This is a genomic window from Niabella pedocola (assembly GCF_021044425.1).
Taxonomy (GTDB): domain Bacteria; phylum Bacteroidota; class Bacteroidia; order Chitinophagales; family Chitinophagaceae; genus Niabella; species Niabella pedocola.
In genome coordinates this window covers 99,033-122,159 of record NZ_JAJNEC010000007.1, presented here as the reverse complement: position 1 = coordinate 122,159, position 23,127 = coordinate 99,033, and the positions used below count along the sequence as shown (strand labels likewise).

At 49.0% G+C, this 23,127-nt stretch carries 13 protein-coding genes; all 13 read left to right on the top strand.

The window, feature by feature from the left end; all coding sequences use genetic code 11:
- Nucleotides 1–21: 21 nt before the first annotated feature.
- Nucleotides 22–1,953, top strand: a complete 1,932-nt coding sequence (locus LQ567_RS21565; protein ID WP_231007867.1) for a glycoside hydrolase family 172 protein — start codon at nt 22–24, stop codon at nt 1,951–1,953.
- Between the two features lie 344 nt (nt 1,954–2,297).
- On the top strand, nt 2,298–3,341 hold the full coding sequence (locus LQ567_RS21560; protein ID WP_231007865.1) for a LacI family DNA-binding transcriptional regulator: 1,044 nt from the start codon (nt 2,298–2,300) through the stop codon (nt 3,339–3,341).
- 140 nt (nt 3,342–3,481) lie between these two features.
- Nucleotides 3,482–4,648 (top strand): glycoside hydrolase family 172 protein, encoded by a 1,167-nt coding sequence (locus LQ567_RS21555; protein WP_231007864.1) that lies wholly within the window; start codon nt 3,482–3,484, stop codon nt 4,646–4,648.
- A gap of 166 nt (nt 4,649–4,814) precedes the next feature.
- Nucleotides 4,815–6,077, top strand: coding sequence for a DUF6786 family protein (locus tag LQ567_RS21550; RefSeq protein WP_231007862.1), 1,263 nt, complete (start codon nt 4,815–4,817; stop codon nt 6,075–6,077).
- A 93-nt stretch (nt 6,078–6,170) separates the two neighbouring features.
- A complete protein-coding gene (locus LQ567_RS21545; protein WP_231007861.1) occupies nt 6,171–7,958 on the top strand; it encodes an L-fucose isomerase in 1,788 nt (595 codons plus the stop codon).
- Between the two features lie 355 nt (nt 7,959–8,313).
- The gene (locus LQ567_RS21540) at nt 8,314–9,606 is read left to right on the top strand and encodes a sugar MFS transporter (RefSeq protein WP_231007859.1); all 1,293 of its coding nucleotides are present in this window, start codon (nt 8,314–8,316) and stop codon (nt 9,604–9,606) included.
- A gap of 387 nt (nt 9,607–9,993) precedes the next feature.
- Nucleotides 9,994–13,176, top strand: a complete 3,183-nt coding sequence (locus LQ567_RS21535) for a SusC/RagA family TonB-linked outer membrane protein (RefSeq protein ID WP_231007856.1) — start codon at nt 9,994–9,996, stop codon at nt 13,174–13,176.
- An 18-nt stretch (nt 13,177–13,194) separates the two neighbouring features.
- A complete protein-coding gene (locus LQ567_RS21530) occupies nt 13,195–14,979 on the top strand; it encodes a RagB/SusD family nutrient uptake outer membrane protein (protein ID WP_231007855.1) in 1,785 nt (594 codons plus the stop codon).
- A gap of 27 nt (nt 14,980–15,006) precedes the next feature.
- On the top strand, nt 15,007–16,224 hold the full coding sequence (locus LQ567_RS21525; RefSeq protein ID WP_231007854.1) for a DUF1735 domain-containing protein: 1,218 nt from the start codon (nt 15,007–15,009) through the stop codon (nt 16,222–16,224).
- 63 nt (nt 16,225–16,287) lie between these two features.
- Nucleotides 16,288–17,283: a glycoside hydrolase family 43 protein gene (locus LQ567_RS21520; RefSeq protein ID WP_231007853.1), complete on the top strand. Its 996-nt coding sequence runs from the start codon at nt 16,288–16,290 to the stop codon at nt 17,281–17,283.
- 319 nt (nt 17,284–17,602) lie between these two features.
- Nucleotides 17,603–20,860: a SusC/RagA family TonB-linked outer membrane protein gene (locus tag LQ567_RS21515; RefSeq protein ID WP_231007852.1), complete on the top strand. Its 3,258-nt coding sequence runs from the start codon at nt 17,603–17,605 to the stop codon at nt 20,858–20,860.
- Nucleotides 20,861–20,875: 15 nt separating this feature from the next.
- Nucleotides 20,876–22,621: a RagB/SusD family nutrient uptake outer membrane protein gene (locus LQ567_RS21510; RefSeq protein ID WP_231007851.1), complete on the top strand. Its 1,746-nt coding sequence runs from the start codon at nt 20,876–20,878 to the stop codon at nt 22,619–22,621.
- A 1-nt stretch (nt 22,622) separates the two neighbouring features.
- Complete coding sequence (locus LQ567_RS21505; protein ID WP_231007850.1) at nt 22,623–23,093, top strand: TlpA family protein disulfide reductase; 471 nt, start codon at nt 22,623–22,625, stop codon at nt 23,091–23,093.
- Nucleotides 23,094–23,127: the final 34 nt, after the last annotated feature.

Genomic DNA, 23,127 nt, shown 5'->3' with positions numbered 1-23,127 from the left:
TTTAACGATTAAGTACAGCGTATGAAACGTATAGTGTGTTATTTGCTGATATGCATTCCGGGGATGATCACAGCCCTGTGCGCACAGATTCCGGTAACCTTCGCAACCGAATCGGCCCGTCTTTCAGATCTGAAAGTGTTGCCCCGTTACCTGGATGGTACCCTGGTAAAGCAGGTGTCGTCCTATGATACCACAGGCGGTAATGACGACGGTTTTGGCGGAAAGTACTCTTACCTGCGAAAGGAACCGGGCGGCCTGGTGATCTTTGATCAGCAGGGGCAGGGAGTCATCGAACGGATCTGGACACCCACGCCTACCGATGACACGCTCGATTTTTATTTTGATGGAAATACCCGGCCGGGGCTGTCGGTTAAATTCCGGGATCTTTTTAACGGAACCGTGCCGCCTTTCCTGGCGCCATTGGCTGCGCATAAAGTGGGCGGTTTTTACAGCTATGTTCCGATACCGTATAGCAAACGTTGCAAGATCGTGTTCCGTGGTGCAAAGATCCTGTTTCACCAGATCCAGTACCGTACCTATGACCAGCGATACCAGGTACGCAGCTTTCAAAAAGCAGCTATATCCGGTAGTGCGGCAGCACTCAAAAAGGTCGTTGCCCTGTGGAACAACCCAGACCGCGATATCCGGAATTTTTATGCCGCAGCTCCCGCTTCACTCACAAAAACAATAACACTTGCGCCGGGAAAGACCGGTGTGGCGGCCACCTTCCGGCAGGGAGGAAGGATCCTGGGTATCGAGCTGAAACCGGCTGCGGCTTTCAGCGGTAGCTGGAAGCAACTGGACCTGAGGATCCGCTGGGATGGAGATGCGGTGCCGGCGGTGCTGGTTCCTGTGGCGGATTTCTTTGGATTTGCCTATGGCTCCCGGTCGATGGAAAGCCTGCTGCTGGGTGCCACCAGTGCAAAGGCATATAGTTATATTCCGATGCCCTTCGACCGGGAAGCTACCATTGAACTAGTCTACCGGGGCGGGGATGCAGCACTGAAACCGGTTGATCTTTCCGTTACCATCTATTACTCGAAGGAACAACGGAATGCTGCAACAGAAGGCCGCTTCTATGCTTACTGGAAAAATGAACGCCCCCCGGAAGGAGCGCCCTATGTTTTTTTGGAAGGCAACGGGCGCGGACATTATATCGGAACCCTGCTGCAAGGGCAGGCTACGGATTGTACCAATTTCACTGAATTCTTTGAAGGAGATGATTATACCGCCATTGATGGAAGCATGACGGCACATGGCACCGGCTCCGAAGATTATTTTAATGGCGGCTGGTATGCGCAGCCGGGAGGCTGGGTAGAACGGTTGGGTGCACCATTGAGCGGCTGTTTGGATTATTCGCTGCCCCTGGGCCGCACTGGGGGGTACCGGTTCTTTTTAATGGATAAAATGCCGTTCTATAAAAGCATAGAACATACCATAGAACACGGGCCGGTAAATAACAACCGGCCGGTACAGTATACTTCTGTAGCGCTGTATTTTGCAGACCACGCCATTGCCCGTTCCATGATCCCGGACAATGAACATACGCGGTTATATATACCAGACACCATTACGTTTTATACCCGCCTGATGCGGCACCTGACCTACAATGGTAACCTGCAGCTCCGGCGGGATGTGGCCACATTGGTTGGGAAGGAAAACGCAAGCCTGAATATAAATGTAACCGAAGTGCCACCGGGAACATACCGGGTATTCCTGCACCAGCTGAAGCAGGCCCCGGCTCACCTGGAAGTGCGTATTGCGGATGCGGTAAGCGCCGGGGACTGGAAAGCGGTACCGGTTAACGTGAAGGAGGCACCGGCAGACCTGCTGGTTGGCGAAATCGTAATAACCGACAGGTCCATACCGGTGAACCTGCTCTTCCGGACGAATGATCCGCAGCCCGTGCTGGAATTTGACCGGGTGCAGTTAGTAAAAGAAAAGCAGGAGTAGTGATCCGCCGGAGGAGTGTGCACGAACCCCGGGGGCTACGCAATCCGGCTGCCGGCGGATCAGAACGGCAGTTGTAAAGCGCGTAGGGGTAATGGTGCGGGTTGCAGGAGGAATAAGGGCAAGCAGCATCCGGACGTTGCTACAGGGGCGGGTTTGCAGTCGGAGCGGTGTGATAGAAGGTGGTGCCCACAGGACAGGAATTCAAAAATCTGAAAATAAACAACGCAGAAAATATTTTATTCAGTCAATAATTCCAATTTTTGTAATTTAGGTAATAATCGACTGTTCTTATGAGAAATGGAGTTATGGAACATCGGCAAATGATCATTCAATAAAAGAGGTTCATGATAAAGAAACGTGTATCGTTGAAAGATATCGCGCAAAAAGTAGGTGTATCTACCGCCCTGGTATCTTATGTGCTCAATGGCAAGGAGAAGGAAGCCCGGGTGGGGGAGGCGGCAGCAAAGCGGATAAAAAAAGTGGCAGCGGAAATGAACTACCAGCCGAACCTGATCGCGCGGGGGCTGAAATTTGGAAAAACACATACCCTTGGCCTTATTGTGGCAGATATCTCCAACCCGTTTTTTGCAATGCTGGCCCGCATCATCGAACTGGAAGCCCAGAAGCGGGGATACACAGTACTGTTTGGCAGCAGTGATGAACAACTGGAAAAATCACAGAACCTGATCAATACCTTCCTGAACCGCCAGGTGGATGGGTTGATCATTACCCCGGTAGCCGGATCGCAGGCGCAGATCGAGGAGCTCCGGAACAAGGGCGTTCCGTTTGTGTTAATGGACCGTGGATTTAGCGAAATTGAAACCAATGCGGTGGTTACAGACAATCATGATGCAATGTACAATGCGGTTAAACTGCTGATCCGGAACGGGTATAAAAAGCCCGGTATTATTGCTTATGATACAACGCTGACGCATATGATGGACCGTATTGCCGGCTACAAGGACGCCTTAAAAGACAGCGGCATTAAGTTCAATTCGAAATGGATGGCGAAGGTACCTTATGGCAATTATAAGGAGCATGTTGCCGCTGCGCTGGACGGCTTTCTGGATGCAAAAGGGCGAGCCGTAGACGCTCTTGTTTTTGCCACCAACAGTATCTCCGTGCAGTCGCTGAAAGTGATCCATGCACGGGGCATTAAAGTGCCGCAGGACCTGGGGGTGATCAGTTTTGACGAAAGCGATGTGTTTGATTTTTTCTATTCCTCCATTACCTATATAAAACAAAATCTTCAGTCTATCAGCGAAAATGCGGTGCAGTCGCTGATGCAATCCATTGATTCCCGCAGCAAAAAATACACTAAAATCACGGTTCCTTCGGTGATCATAAAAGGCGAAAGCAGCAGCCGGCGTACAACGCGGGGCTTGTAAGACCTCCGGTTGATAAGGCGGCAATTAGGGAAAGCCCCTGCGCCGGAAGAATAAATTTGTGATTATAAAGAAACTTATTATTTTTGCTTAAACGTATAAGCTTTTTCTATTTTTACGATTGTTCATTAAAAAATGTCTGTATGAAAAAAATTGGACTCCTGTTCTTATCTGTAATTGCATTTTGCTACGGCTTTGCCCAGCAGGAAAAATTTAACGGGCTTAATATGAGCCTGGGAAACCTGTCGCGTCTTTCAGATGCAAAAACCCGTTCTATCAGCCCGGAGAACTTTACCGGTGAAAAAGGAAAAGGGGGGATGGCGGATCCGGTGCGGGATAAAGGAAAGCGCAACATTGCCAATGCGGCGAATGAGGCGCGCGATCTTGGAAAGGGTTGGAAGGTAAATCCCTTTATCATCATCGAACCGGGCGAAACCTTTACGATGGCGGATATCGCCGGTCCGGGAGCCGTACAGCATATCTGGATGACCCCAACCGGGAATTTTAATTTTTCAATATTCAGGGTTTATTATGATGGGGAATCGGATCCTTCGATCGAAAGCCCCGTAGGCCCGTTCTTCGGCATCGGGTGGAATGAATTTTCTCCGCTGAATTCCCTGGCAATGACGGTAAACCCGGGCAGCGCCTTCAACAGCTACTGGAAAATGCCGTTCCGTAAGAATTGTAAGATCACCATGCAGAACCTCGATACCCAGCCGATGCGCTTGTATTACCAGGTAGATTACACCCTTACCGATGTAGGTCCAGATGAAGGCTATTTTCATGCACAGTACCGCCGCAGCAAACCGAATATGGGCTCCCTGCACACCATCCTGGATGGGGTAAAAGGAAAAGGCCAGTATGTAGGCACTTATATGGGCATTGGCGTTACAAACAATGGCTGGTGGGGCGAAGGAGAGATCAAATTCTTTATGGATGGTGATGATGATTATGCAACCATCGTAGGTACCGGTACTGAGGATTATTTCTGTGGTTCGTATAATTTCGAAAACAAACGGACCCGGCAGTACCAGGAGTTCTCAACCGCCTATGCCGGATTGCACCAGGTACTAAAGCCCGACGGGCTTTACGGTTCGCAGATGCGCTTTGGTATGTACCGCTGGCATATTATGGATCCCATCCGGTTCGATAAGGAGCTGAAGGTAACTATACAGGACCTGGGATGGAAATCGGGTGGGCGTTACCTGCCACAGCACTCCGATATTATAACGGTGGCTTATTGGTACCAGACCGAGCCGCATAAAAAGTTCCCTAAACTACCGGAGATGGATATACTGGAAGTGAATTAAAGCGGAAGGGAGAGACGGCTATCAATCTGCCGTTCTTAGTTATCCGCTTCTTAAAACCGGGTACCGGAAGCTGAACGATATAACCCGATAACGTACATTCTACCGTCAACGTTTTTACTGCTTCCTTTCGTTATTCGACAGCTGTTCCTCAACAAAAAACAAACACATGAAGATAAAAAATACACTTTCTGTGATAGCCGCCACCGCTGTGCTGGTATCTTGCAATAGCGACACAAAAGCGCCGGGGGCTGCGGCCGACTCAACAAAAACCAATACAGTTATGGAAAACCACACTCCGGGAAGCTTTGGGTATGATGCGCAGTTCCTCCAGCAAAAGGACAGCGGGCTCATTGTGCTGAAAAGCACTGACGGTGCCAGTCAGGTCATTGTTTCGCCCCGTTATCAGGCCAAGGTGTTCACCTCTACTGCAGACGGACTGTTGGGTAAGAGCTTCGGATGGGTTAATTATAAAGCATTTGAAGGCCCTGAAGATGCACATATGAATGCCTATGGCGGAGAAGACCGCTTGTGGCTGGGTCCTGAGGGAGGCGTATTCTCCCTGTACTTTAAGCCGGGTACAAAAATGGAATTTACAAACTGGAAAACGCCCGCACCCATTGACACAGAACCCTGGACGCTGGATGGCGCTGACGCGGCGTCCGTTTCCATGAGCAAAGTCATGAACCTGCAAAACTATACCGGCACGGCCCTGCAATTAAAAGCGGTGCGGCAGGTATCGCTGATCGGGGCGACGGCAATCGCATCAGACCTCGGACTGTCATTAAGCTCGGGTGTTAAATCGGTTGCCTTTAAAACCGTAAACAGTATCACCAACAGCGGAACCACGGCCTGGGATGAAAAGACCGGTGCTCCCTGTATGTGGAACCTGGATATGTTTATGCCCTCCGAGGCCTGTACCATCGTGATTCCCTACCAGGACAATGCCACCGGAAAAGTAGCCACTACCGATTATTTCGGAGAGATCGCAAAAGACCGCATCCGGTACAGCAATGGGCTGTTGTATTTTAAAGCAGATGGTAAATCACGCGGTAAACTGGGCATTCCGCCGGCACGAGTAAAAGATGTGGCCGGCAGCTATGATGCCATTGGCAATGTACTTACCATCGTAAAATACGACATCGATCCCGCAGGGAAATATTTAAACCAGGAATGGCGTACAGACCGGGCGCCGTTTAGCGGCGATGCAATGAATGCCTACAACGACGGACCGTTGGCCGACGGAAAACAGATGGGACCGTTCTATGAAATTGAAAGTGTATCCCCGGCAGCCTTTCTGAAGCCGGGAGCTACACAAACACATAAGCACAGTGTATATCATTTTACCGGCGATAAAGCCGCACTGAATGCCATCGCACAAAAAGTATTGGGTGTATCTGCAGATGACATCGAAAAAGTATTTGGTAAATAACAGTGAGCCGGGAACGCACACCGGGGGCGTGCAGCAAGACTCCGGTACCAGGGAACAAGCTATCAATAATCAGTATCCAGCAACAACGAAACAATGAAAGTAAAACAAAGAACAAGCAAGCATTCATATCCTAAAATAGGCATCCGGCCCATTATCGACGGGCGTTTGGGAGGTATCCGGGAATCTTTGGAAGCAACAACTATGGGAATGGCCAAAGCCGTCGCAGCATTATATGCCCGGCATCTCCGGTATCCCGACGGAACGCCGGTGGAATGTGTCATTGCCGACACCTGTATTGGTGGCGTGGCGGAAGCCGCAGCCTGTGCTGTAAAATTTGCGGCCAGCAATGTGGGCGTGTCTTTATCGGTAACCCCCTGCTGGTGCTATGGTTCCGAAACCATGGACATGAATCCGGCAATACCCAAGGCCATCTGGGGATTTAACGGAACGGAACGGCCGGGTGCCGTATACCTGGCGGCAACACTGGCCGCACACAACCAAAAAGGTCTGCCTTGTTTTGGGATCTATGGCCGCGATGTGCAGGATATGGGCGATACCTCCATTCCCGCAGATGTGGAAGAAAAGCTGCTTGGCTTTGCAAGAGCTGGTATGGCCGTGGCCCTGATGAAAGGACAGGCATACCTGGCCGTGGGTTCGGTATCGATGGGCATTGCCGGTTCCATCGTAGACCCGGCGTTTTTCCAGGAATACCTGGGCATGCGCAATGAATATGTAGATTCATCAGAGATCCTGAGACGAATCCAGCTCAATATCTTTGATCCGGCAGAGTTTAAAAAAGCCATGGCATGGGTAAAGAAGTATTGTAAAGAGGGAAAGGATTATAACCGTAAGGAGAAGATAAAATCAAGAAAGGAAAAGGATAAAGACTGGGAGTTTGTGGTAAAGATGACGATGATCATCCGCGATCTTATGATCGGTAATCCCCGCCTGAAGGAAATGGGATTTGCAGAAGAAGCACAGGGCCACCATGCCCTGGTATCGGGTTTTCAGGGGCAGCGGCAATGGACCGATTTCCTGCCCGACGGCGATTTTTCGGAAGCAATGCTCAATTCTTCGTTTGACTGGAATGGCATCCGGAGTCCGTATATGGTAGCTACAGAAAACGATTGCTACAATGGTGTGTCCATGCTGTTCAATTACCTGCTCACCAATACCGCGCAGATTTTTGCCGATGTGCGTACCTACTGGAGCCCGGAAGCAACAGAACGGGTATCCGGGTGGAAGCCGGAAGGACGTGCACAGGATGGGTTTATCCACCTGATCAATTCCGGTTCCGCTACATTAGACGGAACGGGGCAGCAGTCCCGGAACGGGAAGCCGGCAATGAAACCCTTTTGGGAGATCCGGCCGGCGGAGGCTGAGGCTTGCCTGGCGGCAACCACATGGAGTCCTTCCAACCGCGATTATATGCGGGGCGGTGGCTATTCCTCCACCTTTCTTACAAAGGGCGAAATGCCGGTGACCATGTGCCGGTTAAACCTGGTAAAAGGGCAGGGGCCGGTGTTGCAGATTGCAGAAGGATATACCATCGACCTGCCCGGTAAGGTACATGCTATTTTAAATGAGCGTACCGACCGGATCTGGCCTACGACCTGGTTTGTACCCAACCTCACAGGAACGGGCCCCTTTAAAGATGTATATGCAGTAATGGCTAACTGGGGGGCCAACCACGGAGCCATCAGCTATGGCCATATCGGCGACCAGCTGATCACGCTTGCTGCGATGCTGCGCATACCGGTGGCCATGCACAATGTGGCCGCAGAAAAAATATTCCGGCCCTCGGCCTGGGGTGCCTTTGGTATGGATACCGAAGGCTCAGACTATAGGGCCTGCTCGGTATATGGTCCCTTGTACCGGTAAAGAGGCTGCCGGTTGATCATGAATCGTGAACCGAGAATAGTGAAGTGCATTACTGGTAGCTGATGACTAATAGCTGACAGCCAATAGCTGACGGCTGACAACAGAACCGCTATAAACAAAATTCACATTTTTATAGCTTATCTTAACAAGGGCGAACGGGATTCTGTAAAAAGATGTATTTTACCGTCTTATTAAAGCTAAAAACGATCCGCGATGTCGATGAAAAAAAGCAAGACCATCTTTCTGCGCAGGCCGGTTGCGATCCGGTTTGGTTTGCAGGGGCTGCTATTCATTGGTACGGATTGTACGATGAACACGCTTCGATGCATCCATTTATCCAACTTATAAAATTGACATGAGCAAAAAGAAATCACTTTTTATCCGGGACGGTGTGAACTATGCGGCGCCATTTGCAGCGATCAGTGCATTGTTTTTTCTTTGGGGGGTAGCACACGGAATGCTGGACACATTGGACAAGAACTTTCAGGAAATGTTGCACCTGAAAAAGTGGCAATCCAGCTTTATCCAGTTCTCCTTATACGGTGCCTATTTTTGTATGGCTATGCCCGCCGCAATTTTTATGAAAAAGTATGGCTATAAGAAGGGGGTGATATTTGGATTATTGCTTTTCTCCGGCGGCGCCTTGCTGGCGGCTGCTACGGCTCCCCTGGAGTCCTTTGTATGCTTTTTATGCTGTTTACTGGTTATTGGTGCTGGTTTGACCACACTCGAAACTGCTGCCAACCCATATACCACCAAGCTGGGACCAGCGGAAACCGCAGAGCGGCGGATCAATTTTTCCCAGTCGTTCAACGGCCTGGCCTGGGTGGTGGGACCATTGATCGCCCTGTATGTATACGGGAATCAAAGTCATGTAGAAGGTGAAAAAATGATTTCGATTGTATTGCCCTTTGCTATTATCGGTTTGGCGGTGCTGGCGGTAGCGTTTATTTTTATGCGCCTGAAATTACCTGAAATAACCGAGGAAGATGAGAACGCTGCGCACGGTCATGGGGCATCTGCGACACCCGGCGATGATCCGGAAATTTTGCCGGTTAACGGTGGTGAGATGACTGCAACTAAATCCGTATGGAGCAAGCGGCATTTTGCGTTAGGGGTAGCGGCGCAGGCCTGTTATGTGGCGGCACAAACAGGTGTATTTAGTTACCTGATCAATTTTGTAACCGATCATGATATGTCGCCCCGGTGGGATACAAAATACGGACCTTATTTTTTATCGATCGGTTTTGCATTGTTTATGCTGGGAAGGATCACCGGCAGTATATTGATGAAGTATTTTAAACCAACCAGGCTGCTGGCATTGTACGCCCTTGCCGTATGTGTGCTGCTACCCGTGGTTTCAGCAGAAAAAGGATGGCCTTCGCTTATTGCGTTATATGGCGTATTCTTCTTTATGTCCATTATGTTTCCTACCATCTTTGCACTTGCCATCAAAGGCATGGGCACCAGTACCAAACAGGCGGCCGCATACCTGGTAATGTCGGTAGCAGGTGGTGCCGTATTTCCGCCCATCATGGGTGCTATTTCCGATACGTATGGAATGGCAAAAGGATTTTTGGTGCCGATTCCCTTATTCCTGTTCATCCTGTACTACGCAACCAACGGCTATAAAATGAAAAAAGCATAGTCAACATCCATTAAACATCATAGAAGGCGCGGGTAATCATCCCGCGCCTTTTTTGTATCAACGGAGCAGCAATAAAGTCGCAGCAGGAAAATGATTACGATGTATCAGTAGGTGGATTCCCGGGTGGATTAAAAATGGGAGGTACATGATTTTTGAAATCAGCCGCCGATTTTTTGCAGGAATATAAAAAAAACCTATTTTTACTTAAACGATTAAGCTTTGATGAAAATCCGGCAGGGTCCGGAGGAGAAAAACAGGCATTTAAGAAGGGGGTGGCTGATTGCTTATAACGGATATTTTTAAATGCCTTTATTTAAACGATTAAGCTTTTTATGAGTCGCGTATTTATCAGCAGGACTTCCTGTAATTTTTAATAATCTATAGTTTATGAACCAAAAACGAACCCTTCCTCTTCGCCGTTTTTCGCGGCGGTATTACCTGGTGGTTTTATGGGCCGTTTGCACGCTGGCAGTATGCCGGCCGGCCTGGGGCGGCAATGCTCCGTTGCACGATCCTTTTAATGCGCTGCAGGATACCCTTCCTGAGAAAAGCTGGGTACTGCGCGGTACGGTAACCGACCCTGCAAAAAAGCCCGTGCCGGGTGCTTCGGTAACAGCACTCCGGTCCGGAGCCCGGGGCACGCTTACCGATGTGAGCGGAAATTTTATGATTGAAATGAGCAGTGAAACAGATACGGTACTGGTGACCTTTGTGGGCTATCTTGAACAAAGGATCGTACCCGGAAGCCGCCGGAATATTGCCGTGGTGCTTTATCCGGATGAAAACCAGCAAAAATTAAATGAAGTGGTGGTGATCGGGTATGGTACGCAAAAGAAGCTGACGGTTACGGGGGCCGTTTCCGAATTATCTGTGTCGCAGCTGCAGCAGGTACCGGCGCCTTCGCTTTCCAATGCGATCGGAGGAAAATTGCCGGGCATCATTACCCGTCAGAGCAGTGGAGAGCCCGGTTATGATCAGGCCCAGGTATTTATTCGCGGGGTAGCCACCTTTGCCGGTAACCAGGCGCCACTGATCCTTGTAGACGGAGTGGAGCGGGACATGAACAACATTACTACCCAGGAGATCGAAAGCTTTACGATACTGAAAGATGCTTCGGCCACGGCCGTTTACGGGGTGCGTGGGGCCAATGGTGTGATTCTTATCAATACAAAGAAAGGTAAGGTTGGTAAGCCGGCCATTACCTTCAGGGCGGAAGGTGCCCAGCTAACCTCGCTTCGCATGCCGGAATACATTGATGGCGCGGCTTATGCAGGGCTCTTAAATGAAGCATTACAGCATGTAGGATTACCCCCGCAATACACCCAAGAGGATCTGCAAAAATATGCGGACGGTAGTGATCCGTATTTTCATCCGAATATAGACTGGACCAATACCATCTTAAAGAAACATACCTATCAAACGATCAACAACCTGAGTGTTTCGGGCGGATCTGAAATGGTACGTTATTATACCAATGTAGGCTTCCTGTTGCAATCGGGCATCTATAATACAGACGGATTAAACAAGTACAACACCAATGCCAATGTGAAGCGGTATAACTTCCGGTCTAATATCGATGCCAACCTCTCTAAGTCGCTCAGCATTACCGTTGGTTTAGGCGCCATCATTCAAAATGGCCATTACCCGGGTTCCAGTGCACCGGATATCTTCAGCGCGCTTTCCGTGATTTCGCCCATCCAGTATCCGATTACCAACCCGGATGGCTCCGTGGCCGGAGGCGCTTCCTACCTGGGAAGGAATCCCTGGGCGCTGGTAACACAACGGGGCTATTCAGATCAGGCCCGCCATACCCTGCAGGGTACTTTTGGTGCCAAGTGGGATCTGTCGCAACTCATTACAAAGGGCCTCGCCATTAATGGAAAATTTGCGTACGATTATTACAATTTCAGCGGTATCAACCGCATCCGGGATTATGAGATCAAGCAATACCTGGGAAAGGATCCTGTAAGCGGCGAAGACCGGTACAGCGTGGTACGCGAGGGCGGAACCCTGGGCTATGGACCATTCACCGCCAATAATAACCGCAATTCTTATATTGAAACTTCTATAAATTATCAGCGCAGTTTTGGAGGCAAGCATGATGTAAACGGCTTGCTGCTGTTTAACCAGAACGAGTTTACCAACCTCGTTGCAGATAACTCCATTAACGGGCTGCCATACCGGAGACGGGGTTATGCCGGACGCGCTACTTATGCGTATAGTAATCGGTACCTGGTAGAGTTCAACTTTGGCGTAAACGGTTCTGAAAACTTTCCCCCCGGAAAACGCTTTGGATTCTTCCCTTCGGTAGCTGCCGGCTGGATTGTTTCCAATGAAAAGTTCTGGAACCTGGATGTGATCAATCAGCTGAAGATCCGTGGCTCCTTTGGTAAAGTGGGGAATGATCAGATAGGTGGGGCCCGCTTTCTTTACCTGACCCAGATAAAGAAAAATGCCAACACCTATTGGTTCGGTTCCAGCCAGCAGGAGTTTCCGGGTTATGATGAAGGGCAGATCGGATATGAAGATGTAACCTGGGAATCTTCGTTAAAGAAGAACATCGGATTGGATCTGGGACTGCTCAATAATGTGATCCAATTGCAGGTGGATGCGTTTCACGAACGGCGGACCGGCATCCTGATGCAGCGGCAAACCATTCCTTTTGTATCCGGCTTTTTCCCCTGGATCGTTCCTTACGGAAACCTGGGAGAGGTTGAAAATAAAGGGCTGGATGCCAGTCTTAAGTTACAGAATAAACCCACAGCAGGGGGCGTGTATTATTCGCTGATGGGCAATTTTACCTATGCACATAATGAAATCATCGAAAATGATGAACCCGTAAAACACGTGCCGTATCAATCGGGAAAAGGACATCCGATCGGTGCGCCCTACGGATTGTTGGCCCTCGGGTTATTCCGCAACCAGGAGGAGATCGACCAAAGTCCGCTCCAGCAATTTACCAGCACCGTTTACCCAGGTGATATCCGCTTCGCAGATGTAAATGGCGATGGTGTGGTAAATGCAGACGATTATATGTTCCTGAAAGGCCATCCCCGTACACCCGAGATCGTGTATGGATTTGGCGGAACGGTGGCCTGGAAGGGTGTTGATATAAGTGTATTCTTTTCCGGCGCTGCACGCACCAGTATCTTTATCGTGGGCCCGTCCATCTATCCGTTTTTGAGAGGCCCCGGCAGTTATAATATCCTGCGTGAATATTACGACAACCGCTGGACGCCGGATCATCCGGATGCCCGTTATCCGGCTGCCACGCCGGCCAATAATTCGAACAATTTTCAGTACTCTTCGCAGTACCTGCGGGATGCTTCTTATCTGCGGTTAAAAAATGCAGAGATTGGTTATAGTCTGCCCACGGCGATGATCCGGCGGTATAAGCTGAGCGCCTTCAGGGTCTTTATCAATGGTACGAACCTGCTCACATTTGACCACCTGAAATTCCTTGACCCGGAGTCTAACAACGGTACCAACCGGGGACTGGATGGCGATAACCTGGGCATGTATCCTTTGCAGCGCGCATTGAATTTCGGACTACAGCTCAATTTTAACTAATGCATTAAACCTATAGCAATGAAAATAAAATTATTCATAGCAGTTGTTACAGCAGTATGCCTGTTTTCCTGCAAAAAGTACCTGGATAAAACACCGGATGAGGACCTTACCTTAAAGGATGTATTTGCCAGCCGTTTGCATACCCAAGCCTTTCTTACATCCATGTATGCAGGGCAAACCTGGGAGATCAATCCCGTGGATCCCTGGGCCCGTAGTCCCTGGACCGGTGGCTCCGATGAAATGGAAATTACTTTTCCGGGCAGTTATATACACAATATGAACCGGGGTGGATGGAATGCCCAGAACATTTTGGACAACTGGCAGTTTGCCTACCAAACCATCCGCAAAGCGGATCTTTTCCTGGAGAATATTGACCAGTTGCCACTGCAGGAGGGGTATACGCAGGAGAACAAGAATAACTGGATCGGCGAAGCCCATTTTATAAGAGCGTACGATCATTTTATGATCTTCCGCCTTTATGGTCCCATGCCCATTATGGACAAGTCGAAGAATCCTGATGATGATTTTAAATTGATCAAACGGTCGCCGGTTGATTCCTGCGTGGATTTTATCGTAAAGGAATGTGAAGCCGCAGCAGGCTTGTTGCCCATCACCCGTACCAGCGATCAGTTAGGACGTGCTACCCGTGCTGCAGCGCTGGCACTGAAGGCAAGGGTACTGCTCTATGCCGCCAGCCCGCTGTTTAACGGTAACCCCGATTTCAGGAATTTCCGCAATACCGATGGCGGTGCGCTCTTTCCGCAGGCATATGATGCCGGAAAATGGAAACGGGCTGCAGACGCGGCAAAAGAATGCATCGACGCCTGCACCGCTGCGGGATATGGGCTGTATACGGCACCCAGTAATGATCCGTTGGAAAATTATACCAACCTGTTTCTTCAGAATAACAATAAGGAAGTGCTTTGGGCCTCCAATCACCAGGCCTATCAGCATCTCGAACGGTGCTCCAGTCCTTTAAGTTACGGCGGGTTTTCGATTATGTCCGTATCCCAGCAGCTGGTAGATGCTTACCGGGATACCCTGGGACGCGATGTCATCACCGGGTATAATACCGATGGTTCTCCCGTGATCAATACCGAAACGGGATATACCGAAAATGGCTTTGCGGCCAAGGCATATAAATACTGGCCGGCGGGTGTAAGCAATATGTACGTGGCCCGGGAACCCCGTTTTTATGCCAGTGTACACTACTCCGGAGCCTTATGGAAAGGAACGGCGATCCAGACGTATTTCAGCGGTAAAGATGGCGCTTCAAAGAATACGACTGATTTTTCCAAGACCGGATATGTGCTACGGAAATTTGCCAACCCGCTCATCAATATTCAAACCAATACAGGATGGGATTTGAAAACCTTTATCCTGTTCCGGTTGGGAGAACAATACCTCAATTATGCGGAGGCGCTCAATGAAAGCCAGGGACCTGTATCCGACGTGTATACCTATGTAAATGCCATCCGGAAGCGGGGCGGCATACCCGATCTGCCCCAGGGCTTATCGAAGGAAGAAATGCGGAAGCAGATCTGGCAGGAGCGGAGGATTGAGCTGGCGTTTGAAGGGCACCGGTATTTTGACAGCCGGCGCTGGAAGATTGCGGTGCAAACCAATAACGGCAATTTGTACGGACTCAACATCGGCGCAGGATCCAGCCAGCAGGATGCAGCTTTTTATAAACGGGCGGTGGCTGACAAACGCATTTTCGTGGCACCCCGCGATTATTTCTGGCCCGTACCGCAGCCGGAACTGGACAAAGATCCCAACCTGCTGCAAAGCATGTACTGGTAAAATTCTCTTAACTGTAAAACAGGTATCATGAAATCTACAATTTACTGGCTGATCGCGTGCACGCTCAGCGTCCTCACTTCCTGTGATAAATATAACAGCGGCATCACCGAACCGGCTGCCTACAGCAATGTGTACATGCCCAGGGCAGTGGTAAACAATCCATATATTACGGGGTTGCCCCTTTCCGATACTACCTATACGTTTGCTTATAATGCCTTCCTGGGTGGGATTCCCGATGCCGGTTCGGGTCTGAACATCCGGTTTGATGTAAACAAAAACCTGGTAGATAGCTTCAACCGCCGCAATAACACGACTTACGAGTTGCTGCCTGCGGGAAGTTTCCAGTTTGCGCAAAATGCGGCTATTCCCGCGGGGGAGCGTTCTACGCCCACACTAACCCTTAGTATTCAAACAAGCAATATCAGGCCCTTCCAGGCATACATGCTGCCGCTGAGTATTGCCGATGCCGGCGGGCAACAGGTAAGCAATGTAAACGGCACTACCTACTACATCTTTACCCGTTCCTATATGGCCGATGTTGAAAAAAGACAGAAAGTACTGTCGCTGGGGACTGCATTGGACTGGAACAATAAAAGCCGGATCATTATGGCAAGAGGACGCCAGAACACGCTGGTGGTGCGGCATAAGAATAACGACCTTCATTTATATACGCCGCAGGCGGATGGTACCTATAATCCCCAATCGAAGGTACTTGGCGTTAACTGGGCCGATTCTGAAGCCTGGTATTATATCAATGAAACGGATATCGTGGTACGCAATTATCCCTACTGGGCAGGATTGTTTTATTTTAAATGGGAGCCGGATCTGACCATGCACCAGGCAAGCCCGGTATGGGAAGAATGGTGGCTGGGTGATTTCTGGGATAAGTATACCACCATCATCCCCTTTAAAAATTATTTTCTGCTGGTAGATAAAAACAATGGTGACCTGCTCCGGCAGCCGCTGCTTTCAAGAGTAACCACAGAGAAAACAGTAGTGGGCTCCGGATTTTCTGGTTACCGCCAGGTACTGGCCTGGGATAACTATTTACTGGCGCTGGGAGGCGACGGAAATTTATGGCTGTATAAAATGGCGGCCGATGCTACGCCGGGCGAGAGGATCCTGGTAGGTACCGGGTGGAACCGTTATGAAAAACTGGCGGTGATCGGTAAAGACATACTGGCCCTGGATACAAACGGCGATGTGTACCGGTACCAGTTCGATCCGGTTCCATATCTTCAATAATGATTTGCCGGCGGAATAAGCCGGTTGATATGATTTTTCAGGAACCTGTTTTAAAATGATCTTATGCGTATATCAATAAGGGTGGTGGTGGGCTTGCTGGCGGTTCTTTATTGCTCCTGCGGAAAAAAATCGCCGGATGATGCCAACCGGAAACCCGACCCGCCGATTGCTGAAGGGCAGCCGGTTTATCAGGCAGACCCCACCATTTTCCCCTATCAGGGTAAGTACTATCTGTATGGAACCGATGGCGCCGCTCCCGACCAGGGTATCCGGGTATTTGTTGCACCGGATAAAAAACAATGGAAGCTTTCCTCCAGGTCTGCAGATGGGTTTGCGGTAAGAGCGCTTGAGTCTTTTGGAACCCGGGGCTTTTGGGCGCCCCAGGTATGGGCTGCCAATAGTAAATTTTATATGGCATATGTTGCCAATGAGCAAATCGCCATTGCCGCTGCCGATAGCCCGGAGGGGCCGTTTTATGCCCGGGAGCCGCTGGCTTTCGATCAAAAGAATATCGACCCTTATGTGTTTTTTGATGAAGACGGCAAAAAATACCTCTATCATGTGGATATTACTAATGGAAATAAGATTTATGTGGCATCAATTAATGATGCGTTTACAGCCATCGATAAGCAAAGCCGTAAGCTATGTATTACCGCAACCGATCCCTGGGAAATCATCCAGGCAAGGGTTGCGGAGGGGCCTACGGTTATAAAGCATAAAGGCATCTACTACCTGGTTTATTCCGCCAACCATTTTGAAAACCAGCGCTACGCTGTAGGGTATGCCACCGCCGCTTCTCCCTGGGGACCATGGACGAAAGCCGCCGAAAACCCGGTGCTGAGTATGACCAATACCGGTAAGCCCGGGAGCGGGCATGGCGACCTGTTTACAGATCCGGATGGGTCGATGTATTACGTATTTCACACGCATAACTCGATGAATAATATACTGCCCCGGCGCACAGCGCTGGTGAAGGCGTCGTTTGTGGCAAACCCCGGTGGCCCAGACAAGCTGGTGATGGATGTAGGCAGCCTGTATTACCTGCAGACAACACCCTAACAATTCAGTGCAATAGCAAACAAGTACAGCCCCGCATCCTGTGGGGCTTCTTGTTTTAAAAGAGCGTTTGACAAGAACCCGCAGGACGCATAAAAAGATGCCTCCAAATTTTTTTTGAATCGGAAGTGAAAAATACTACCTTCGTTTAAACGATTAAGCTTTTTAATAGTCAATAAGCAATAGAGGGTTCGAAAAATTACGCTGTAATGGCGGCCGTATGTACCCCGTGGGAAATAGTGTACTGTTGCTGTATTTAGTTAAACGATTAAGCTTTTTATGAAAAAATAGGTTTGTTCCCATTCACTTTAATTTTTATTTTATGAATCAACGACATCGCATTCCCTTGAGCCGCTGTTTATTGCGGTATTGCATGATGCTTATAGGGGGCATTTGCATAGGAGCCGTTTATGAGCCGGCATTTTGTAACACCATGCCCCCAAGTATAAACGGGATGCAGGATACCATTCCGGGCAAAAGCTGGGTGTTGCATGGCTCCATAAAGGATGAGGCGGGTAAACCGGTTCCCGGAGCCACCGTGCAGGTATTACGAGCGGGTGCCAGGAGCAGTGTGACCGACCGGGCGGGGAATTTCATCATTGAAATGAATAATGCACAGGATTCCCTGGAAGTATCCTTTGTAGGGTATCAGACACTACGGCTGGCTCCCGGAGAACAACGTACCGTTGCCATAACACTGCTGCCGGATGAGGCCGGCCGGCAATTGGAAGAGGTGGTGGTAAACACCGGGTACATGACGCAGCGGAAGGCCGATCTAACAGGGGCCGTATCGATTGTATCTGCCAAGGAGCTTACCAAAGGACAGGGCGTTACCAACGTGCTGCAGTCCTTGCAGGGGGTAGTACCCGGGTTGCATATTACCACAGATGGTAACCCTACAGGTAATGTAGGCGTAGAGCTGAGAGGGCTAACCTCTATCAGAGGCGGCGCCCCGCTGATTGTAATAGATGGGGTGCCCAGCTATATGAATTTAAGAGATATTAACCCCAATAACATCGCTTCGATACAGGTGCTGAAAGATGCCTATTCCGCCAGCATTTATGGTACGCAGGGTGGGGCCGGGGTTATCCTGATCGAAACAAAAAAAGGAAGGGTGGGCAGAACGAAAATCGATTACAGCACCACTATGGGTTTTGCCGAGTTTAACAATAAACCCGAAATGCTCAACACCCAGCAATACGGGCAGGCAATATGGCAGGCTTTTGTAAATACCTATGCAAATGCGAGCGAAAAGGATGTTAAGGACGCGATCCGGATTTACAATTATCAATGGCATCGGGATGCCAACGGGTTGCCTGTTTTGGATCAGGTAACACCCATTAAATACCTGAATGCAGATTCCACCATGCCCTCGGCCAACACCAACTGGCTGGACGCTATTTCACAGCGCGGGCTTCAGCAGGAACATCAGTTAACCGTATCCAGCGGCAGCGAAAAAGCCAATTCTTTATTTTCACTGAACTATACCGAAAACCAGGGTACGCAGATCCACACCGGGTTTAAGCGGTTTACCGGCCGTGTGAATACGGAATACAAATTGTTTGACAACCGTGTTACCATCGGCGAAAACCTGGAAGCCTCTCATTTGATCGAACGCAATATGAATGTGATGCACCAGGCATTAATAGAACCGCCCATTGTGCCGGTATATACCACCACCGGCGGATGGGGCGGATCTGCGGTGGCGCTGGGAATGGATGATTACTGGAACCCGGTGCGCGACCTGACCCTTAATAAAAACAATGGGAACAATTACAATAAGTTGTTCGGAGATGTACATGCCAGCATCCGCATCTTAAAGGATTTTGTATTCCGGACGCAGTTGGGGTTGATCTATACCGATGGATATCACCGGAACATTCAGTTTACCTTTAAAGAGGGCGGCGGAAAGGTGAACAATATCAACAGCGTGGATCAATGGTATTGGAGAGAAGCGGCTTTTGATTGGACCAATACACTCACCTACAGCCTCAGAAGAGATAAGCACAACCTCGATGTACTGGCTGGTATGGAAGCCAATAAATATACCACCGAAACCTCACAAATCGGGCGTCAGGGCCTTGCTTTTGAAAACTACGATTTTGCCTATGTTAGTTCGGCCACGGGTAATACCATTATAAACGGTTACGGCAGTGGTGGCAGCGGAGGCGATAAGTATAATTTGTTATCTTATTTCGGAAAATTCAATTACGCATTTAACTCCAGGTACTTATTGTCCGGTTCGCTGCGTTACGATGGCTCTTCGAAATTTGGGGTCAACAACCGCTTTGCCTTGTTCCCGGCTATTTCTGCCGGCTGGCGTGTGAGCCAGGAAGATTTTTTAAAGGATAATGAAGTCCTGTCCGACTTAAAGTTGAGAGCCAGCTGGGGCCGTAACGGTAGCCTGGCCAATATAAATTCACTGAATGCACAGACCTACTTCCGCCCGGATTATAATTTCACTTCTTATGCCATTGGCGGGAGTGAAACCGGCAGCCTGCCCTCCGGATTTTTCAAGGTACAAACCGGTAATCCTAATTTAAGATGGGAAACCACCACGCAAACCAATATCGGTCTTGATTTTGGATTTTTGCAACAACGGTTAGCCGGTACTTTAGACTTTTACCGGAAACACACGGACGGCATGCTGATCCAGCCTCCTTACCTGGGTACCATTGGTGAAGGGGGGTATCAGTTTATCAACGCCGCCAATATGACCAATAAAGGCGTAGAATTGACCCTTACGTATAGCAGCAACACGGCCAGGGACTTTAACTACCGGTTGCAGGGAAATGTTGCTTACAATAATAATGTAGTAAATGATCTGCCTTCTACCGTTACGTATTCATGGGGTGGAACGGTACAAAAACAGGATGGCATAGCCGGCCATCCCTGGGGTGCGGTATACGGGTTTATAGCCGATGGCCTTTTCCAAAACCAGTCGGAAGTAGATCAGTCGGCCGATCAGCCGGGCAAGGGTATCGGCCGGATACGGTATAAAGATATTTCGGGACCGGATGGAAAACCCGATGGCAGAATTGATGATAACTACGACCGTGTCTGGATCAGTGATGGAGGCCGGCCAAAATTTGAATATGGGTTAAATGTAAACCTGGCGTATAAAAATTTTGATTTTTCTATGTTCTGGCAGGGTGTAGCAGGTGTAAAAGTTTATAACGGCTGGAAAAGCTATAGCGACTTCTGGAATGTTTGGATCCAAAACGGGTTTAACCATCCTACCCGTGTGCTGGATGCCTGGACACCTACCAACACCAGCTCTACTATCCCGGCATTGTCATGGAATAACGCAAACGGCGAGCTGAGGTCTTCTACGTACTTTATAGAGCCCGGCCAGTATTTAAAACTGCGAAACCTTCAGTTAGGCTATAGTTTGCCGCAATCGTTGATTTCCAAAATCAGTATGGATCGTATATATGTATTTGTGATGGGGCAAAACCTGCTGATACTGAAAAGTAAGAAATACACCGGCCTTGATCCGGAAAATCCGGAGGGAAATGATTATGCCAATCCTTACGTGATCCCGAGAGTTTTTAAAGCAGGTATTCAAGTATCCTTTTAATTAAAAATGAAACTGATGAAAAAGCATTTAGTCTACATATTATGGATAGCCCTGTTAACTTCAGCAGCAGGGTGTAAAAAATTCCTGGATGTAACACCACAGGGCGTTGTAACGGTAGAAAACGTAAGCACGCCGGATAAAGTGGACGGGCTGGTAATTGCGGCCTATGCCTGGCTGCCGCATGAGGGTACGATTAACGGTCGTATGAGCCCCTGGCTGGCCGATATTAAGTCCGACGATTCCTATAAAGGCGGTGGCGGTATCGGCGACCAGTTGCCCTGGTACCAGTGGGAGGTTTTTACATTAAATAATGCCAACACCGGCAACAATGATGGTATCTGGTATGCCGAATACCAGGGTGTATCCCGGTGCAATACGGCTATAAAAGCACTTGCCAGCATCAATGAAACGGACTATCCCGCCAAGCAGCAGCGCATTGCGGAAATGAAATTTTTGCGTGGCTATTTTTTCCTGAATCTGAAACGCTGGTACAAATGGATTCCTTATTTTGATGAAAGCCTTCCGGTAGATTCTATACGAACGGTTCCCAACAGGCCTGCGGGTGCTGCCAATGACCTGGCGATCTGGCAGAACATTTACAATGATTTCGATGCGGCCTCCAAAGTGTTGCCGGCCGATCAGCAGGAGCCCGGCCGTCCCACAAAATACGCGGCACAGGCACTGATGCTGGAAAGCCTGATGTGGATGGCTTATGAACAGGATATGAGCAATAAGGTGGTAAACATCAATAAGGAAACGCTGGCGAAGGCACTGCCCATTGCAGACGGTATCATCAGCAGCGGCAAATACAGCCTGGCGCCGGATTATGCGATCAACTTTCTTTTTGATTATGATAACAAGTCGCCTGAATCCATTTTTGAATGGCAATATTCGCACAGCGATGGTACCCCTAATGGTAACTTAAATGGTGGTACACCGCTGAACGCGCCCTGGTGGCCGCCCAGTTTCAGCTGTTGCGATTTTCACAAAGCATCGTATAATATGGTTAATGCGTTTAAAACAGATGCAAAAGGCATCCCGATGTTTGATGATTATAACGACCAGGATATTACCCCCGCAAACAGAAGCATCTATTTCAGCAGTAACAAATGGGATCCCCGCATTGGCCATACCGTAGCCATACCGGGTTTGCCGTGGAAATATCAGCAGAACTTGTTGTTTGACAGCAGCGGGTCCCGTGATCCGGCTACATTTGGCTATTTCAATTCACTTAAGGAAAATGTGGAGTCCAATTCACCGGGATTGGTTAACCTGTTCTGGATGTGGAATTCAAAGAATGAGATTGCCATACGGTATGACCGGATCCTGCTTCAAAAAGCGGAGATCCTCATACGGCTGGGAAGGGAGCAGGAAGCATTGCCCATCATTAATTCCATCCGGCAACGGGCTGCCAACAGCACGGGGCGGCTTAAATTTTCAAATGGCACGCCCACGTTGCCTTATAATATCAGCTTATATATAAACGGTGTCAATTGCAACTGGACCAGCGATTTTGCCTGGAAGGCGCTAATGTTTGAAAACCGGCTGGAGTTTGGTATGGAAGGTGTAAGGTGGTACGACCTGGTGCGATGGGGCATTGCTGCACAAACCTTAAATGCGTATTTTGCCAAGGAGTTGCCGCGCGGCAGGGCCTGGCTGAAGGATGGTAAATTTGCTACGGGGCGTGATGAGTTTATGCCCATTCCGCAACCCCAGATAAATTACGCGTTTGGAATGTATCAGCAAAACCCGGGATACTAATATGAAATATTTTCTTTGTCTGTTTTTTTTCTTTTGTTCGGCGGGAACTGCCTTTTCTCAAAAGGACAGGGCAGCGATCCCACCCTTTAAGATCCGGTTAACAAACGGCGATGGGTTTACGTATGAGCAGGTAGATAAAAGCAAGCCATTGGTGCTTATTTATTTTTCGCCTTCCTGTGATCATTGTAAGGCATTTACGGAAGCATTGCTGAAACAAAAAGGAAAATGGGCAAACAAGCAAATCGTAATGATCTCCTATGTTCATATCCGGGAAGTGCAGGCGTTTGACCAGCTGTATCATTTATCGCAGTATTCGGATATAAAAATAGGATCGGAGGGGCAAACCTTTATTGTACAGCAATACTACCAGATCCAGCACTTTCCTTTTGTGGCGCTGTTTAATAAACAAGGGCGGTTAATAAAAATAATAAGGGATACGTTAACTCCGGAAGCCATGGTGCGGGAGCTGTAATGATCACTGGAAGTAGCATATAAAGGCAAAATAT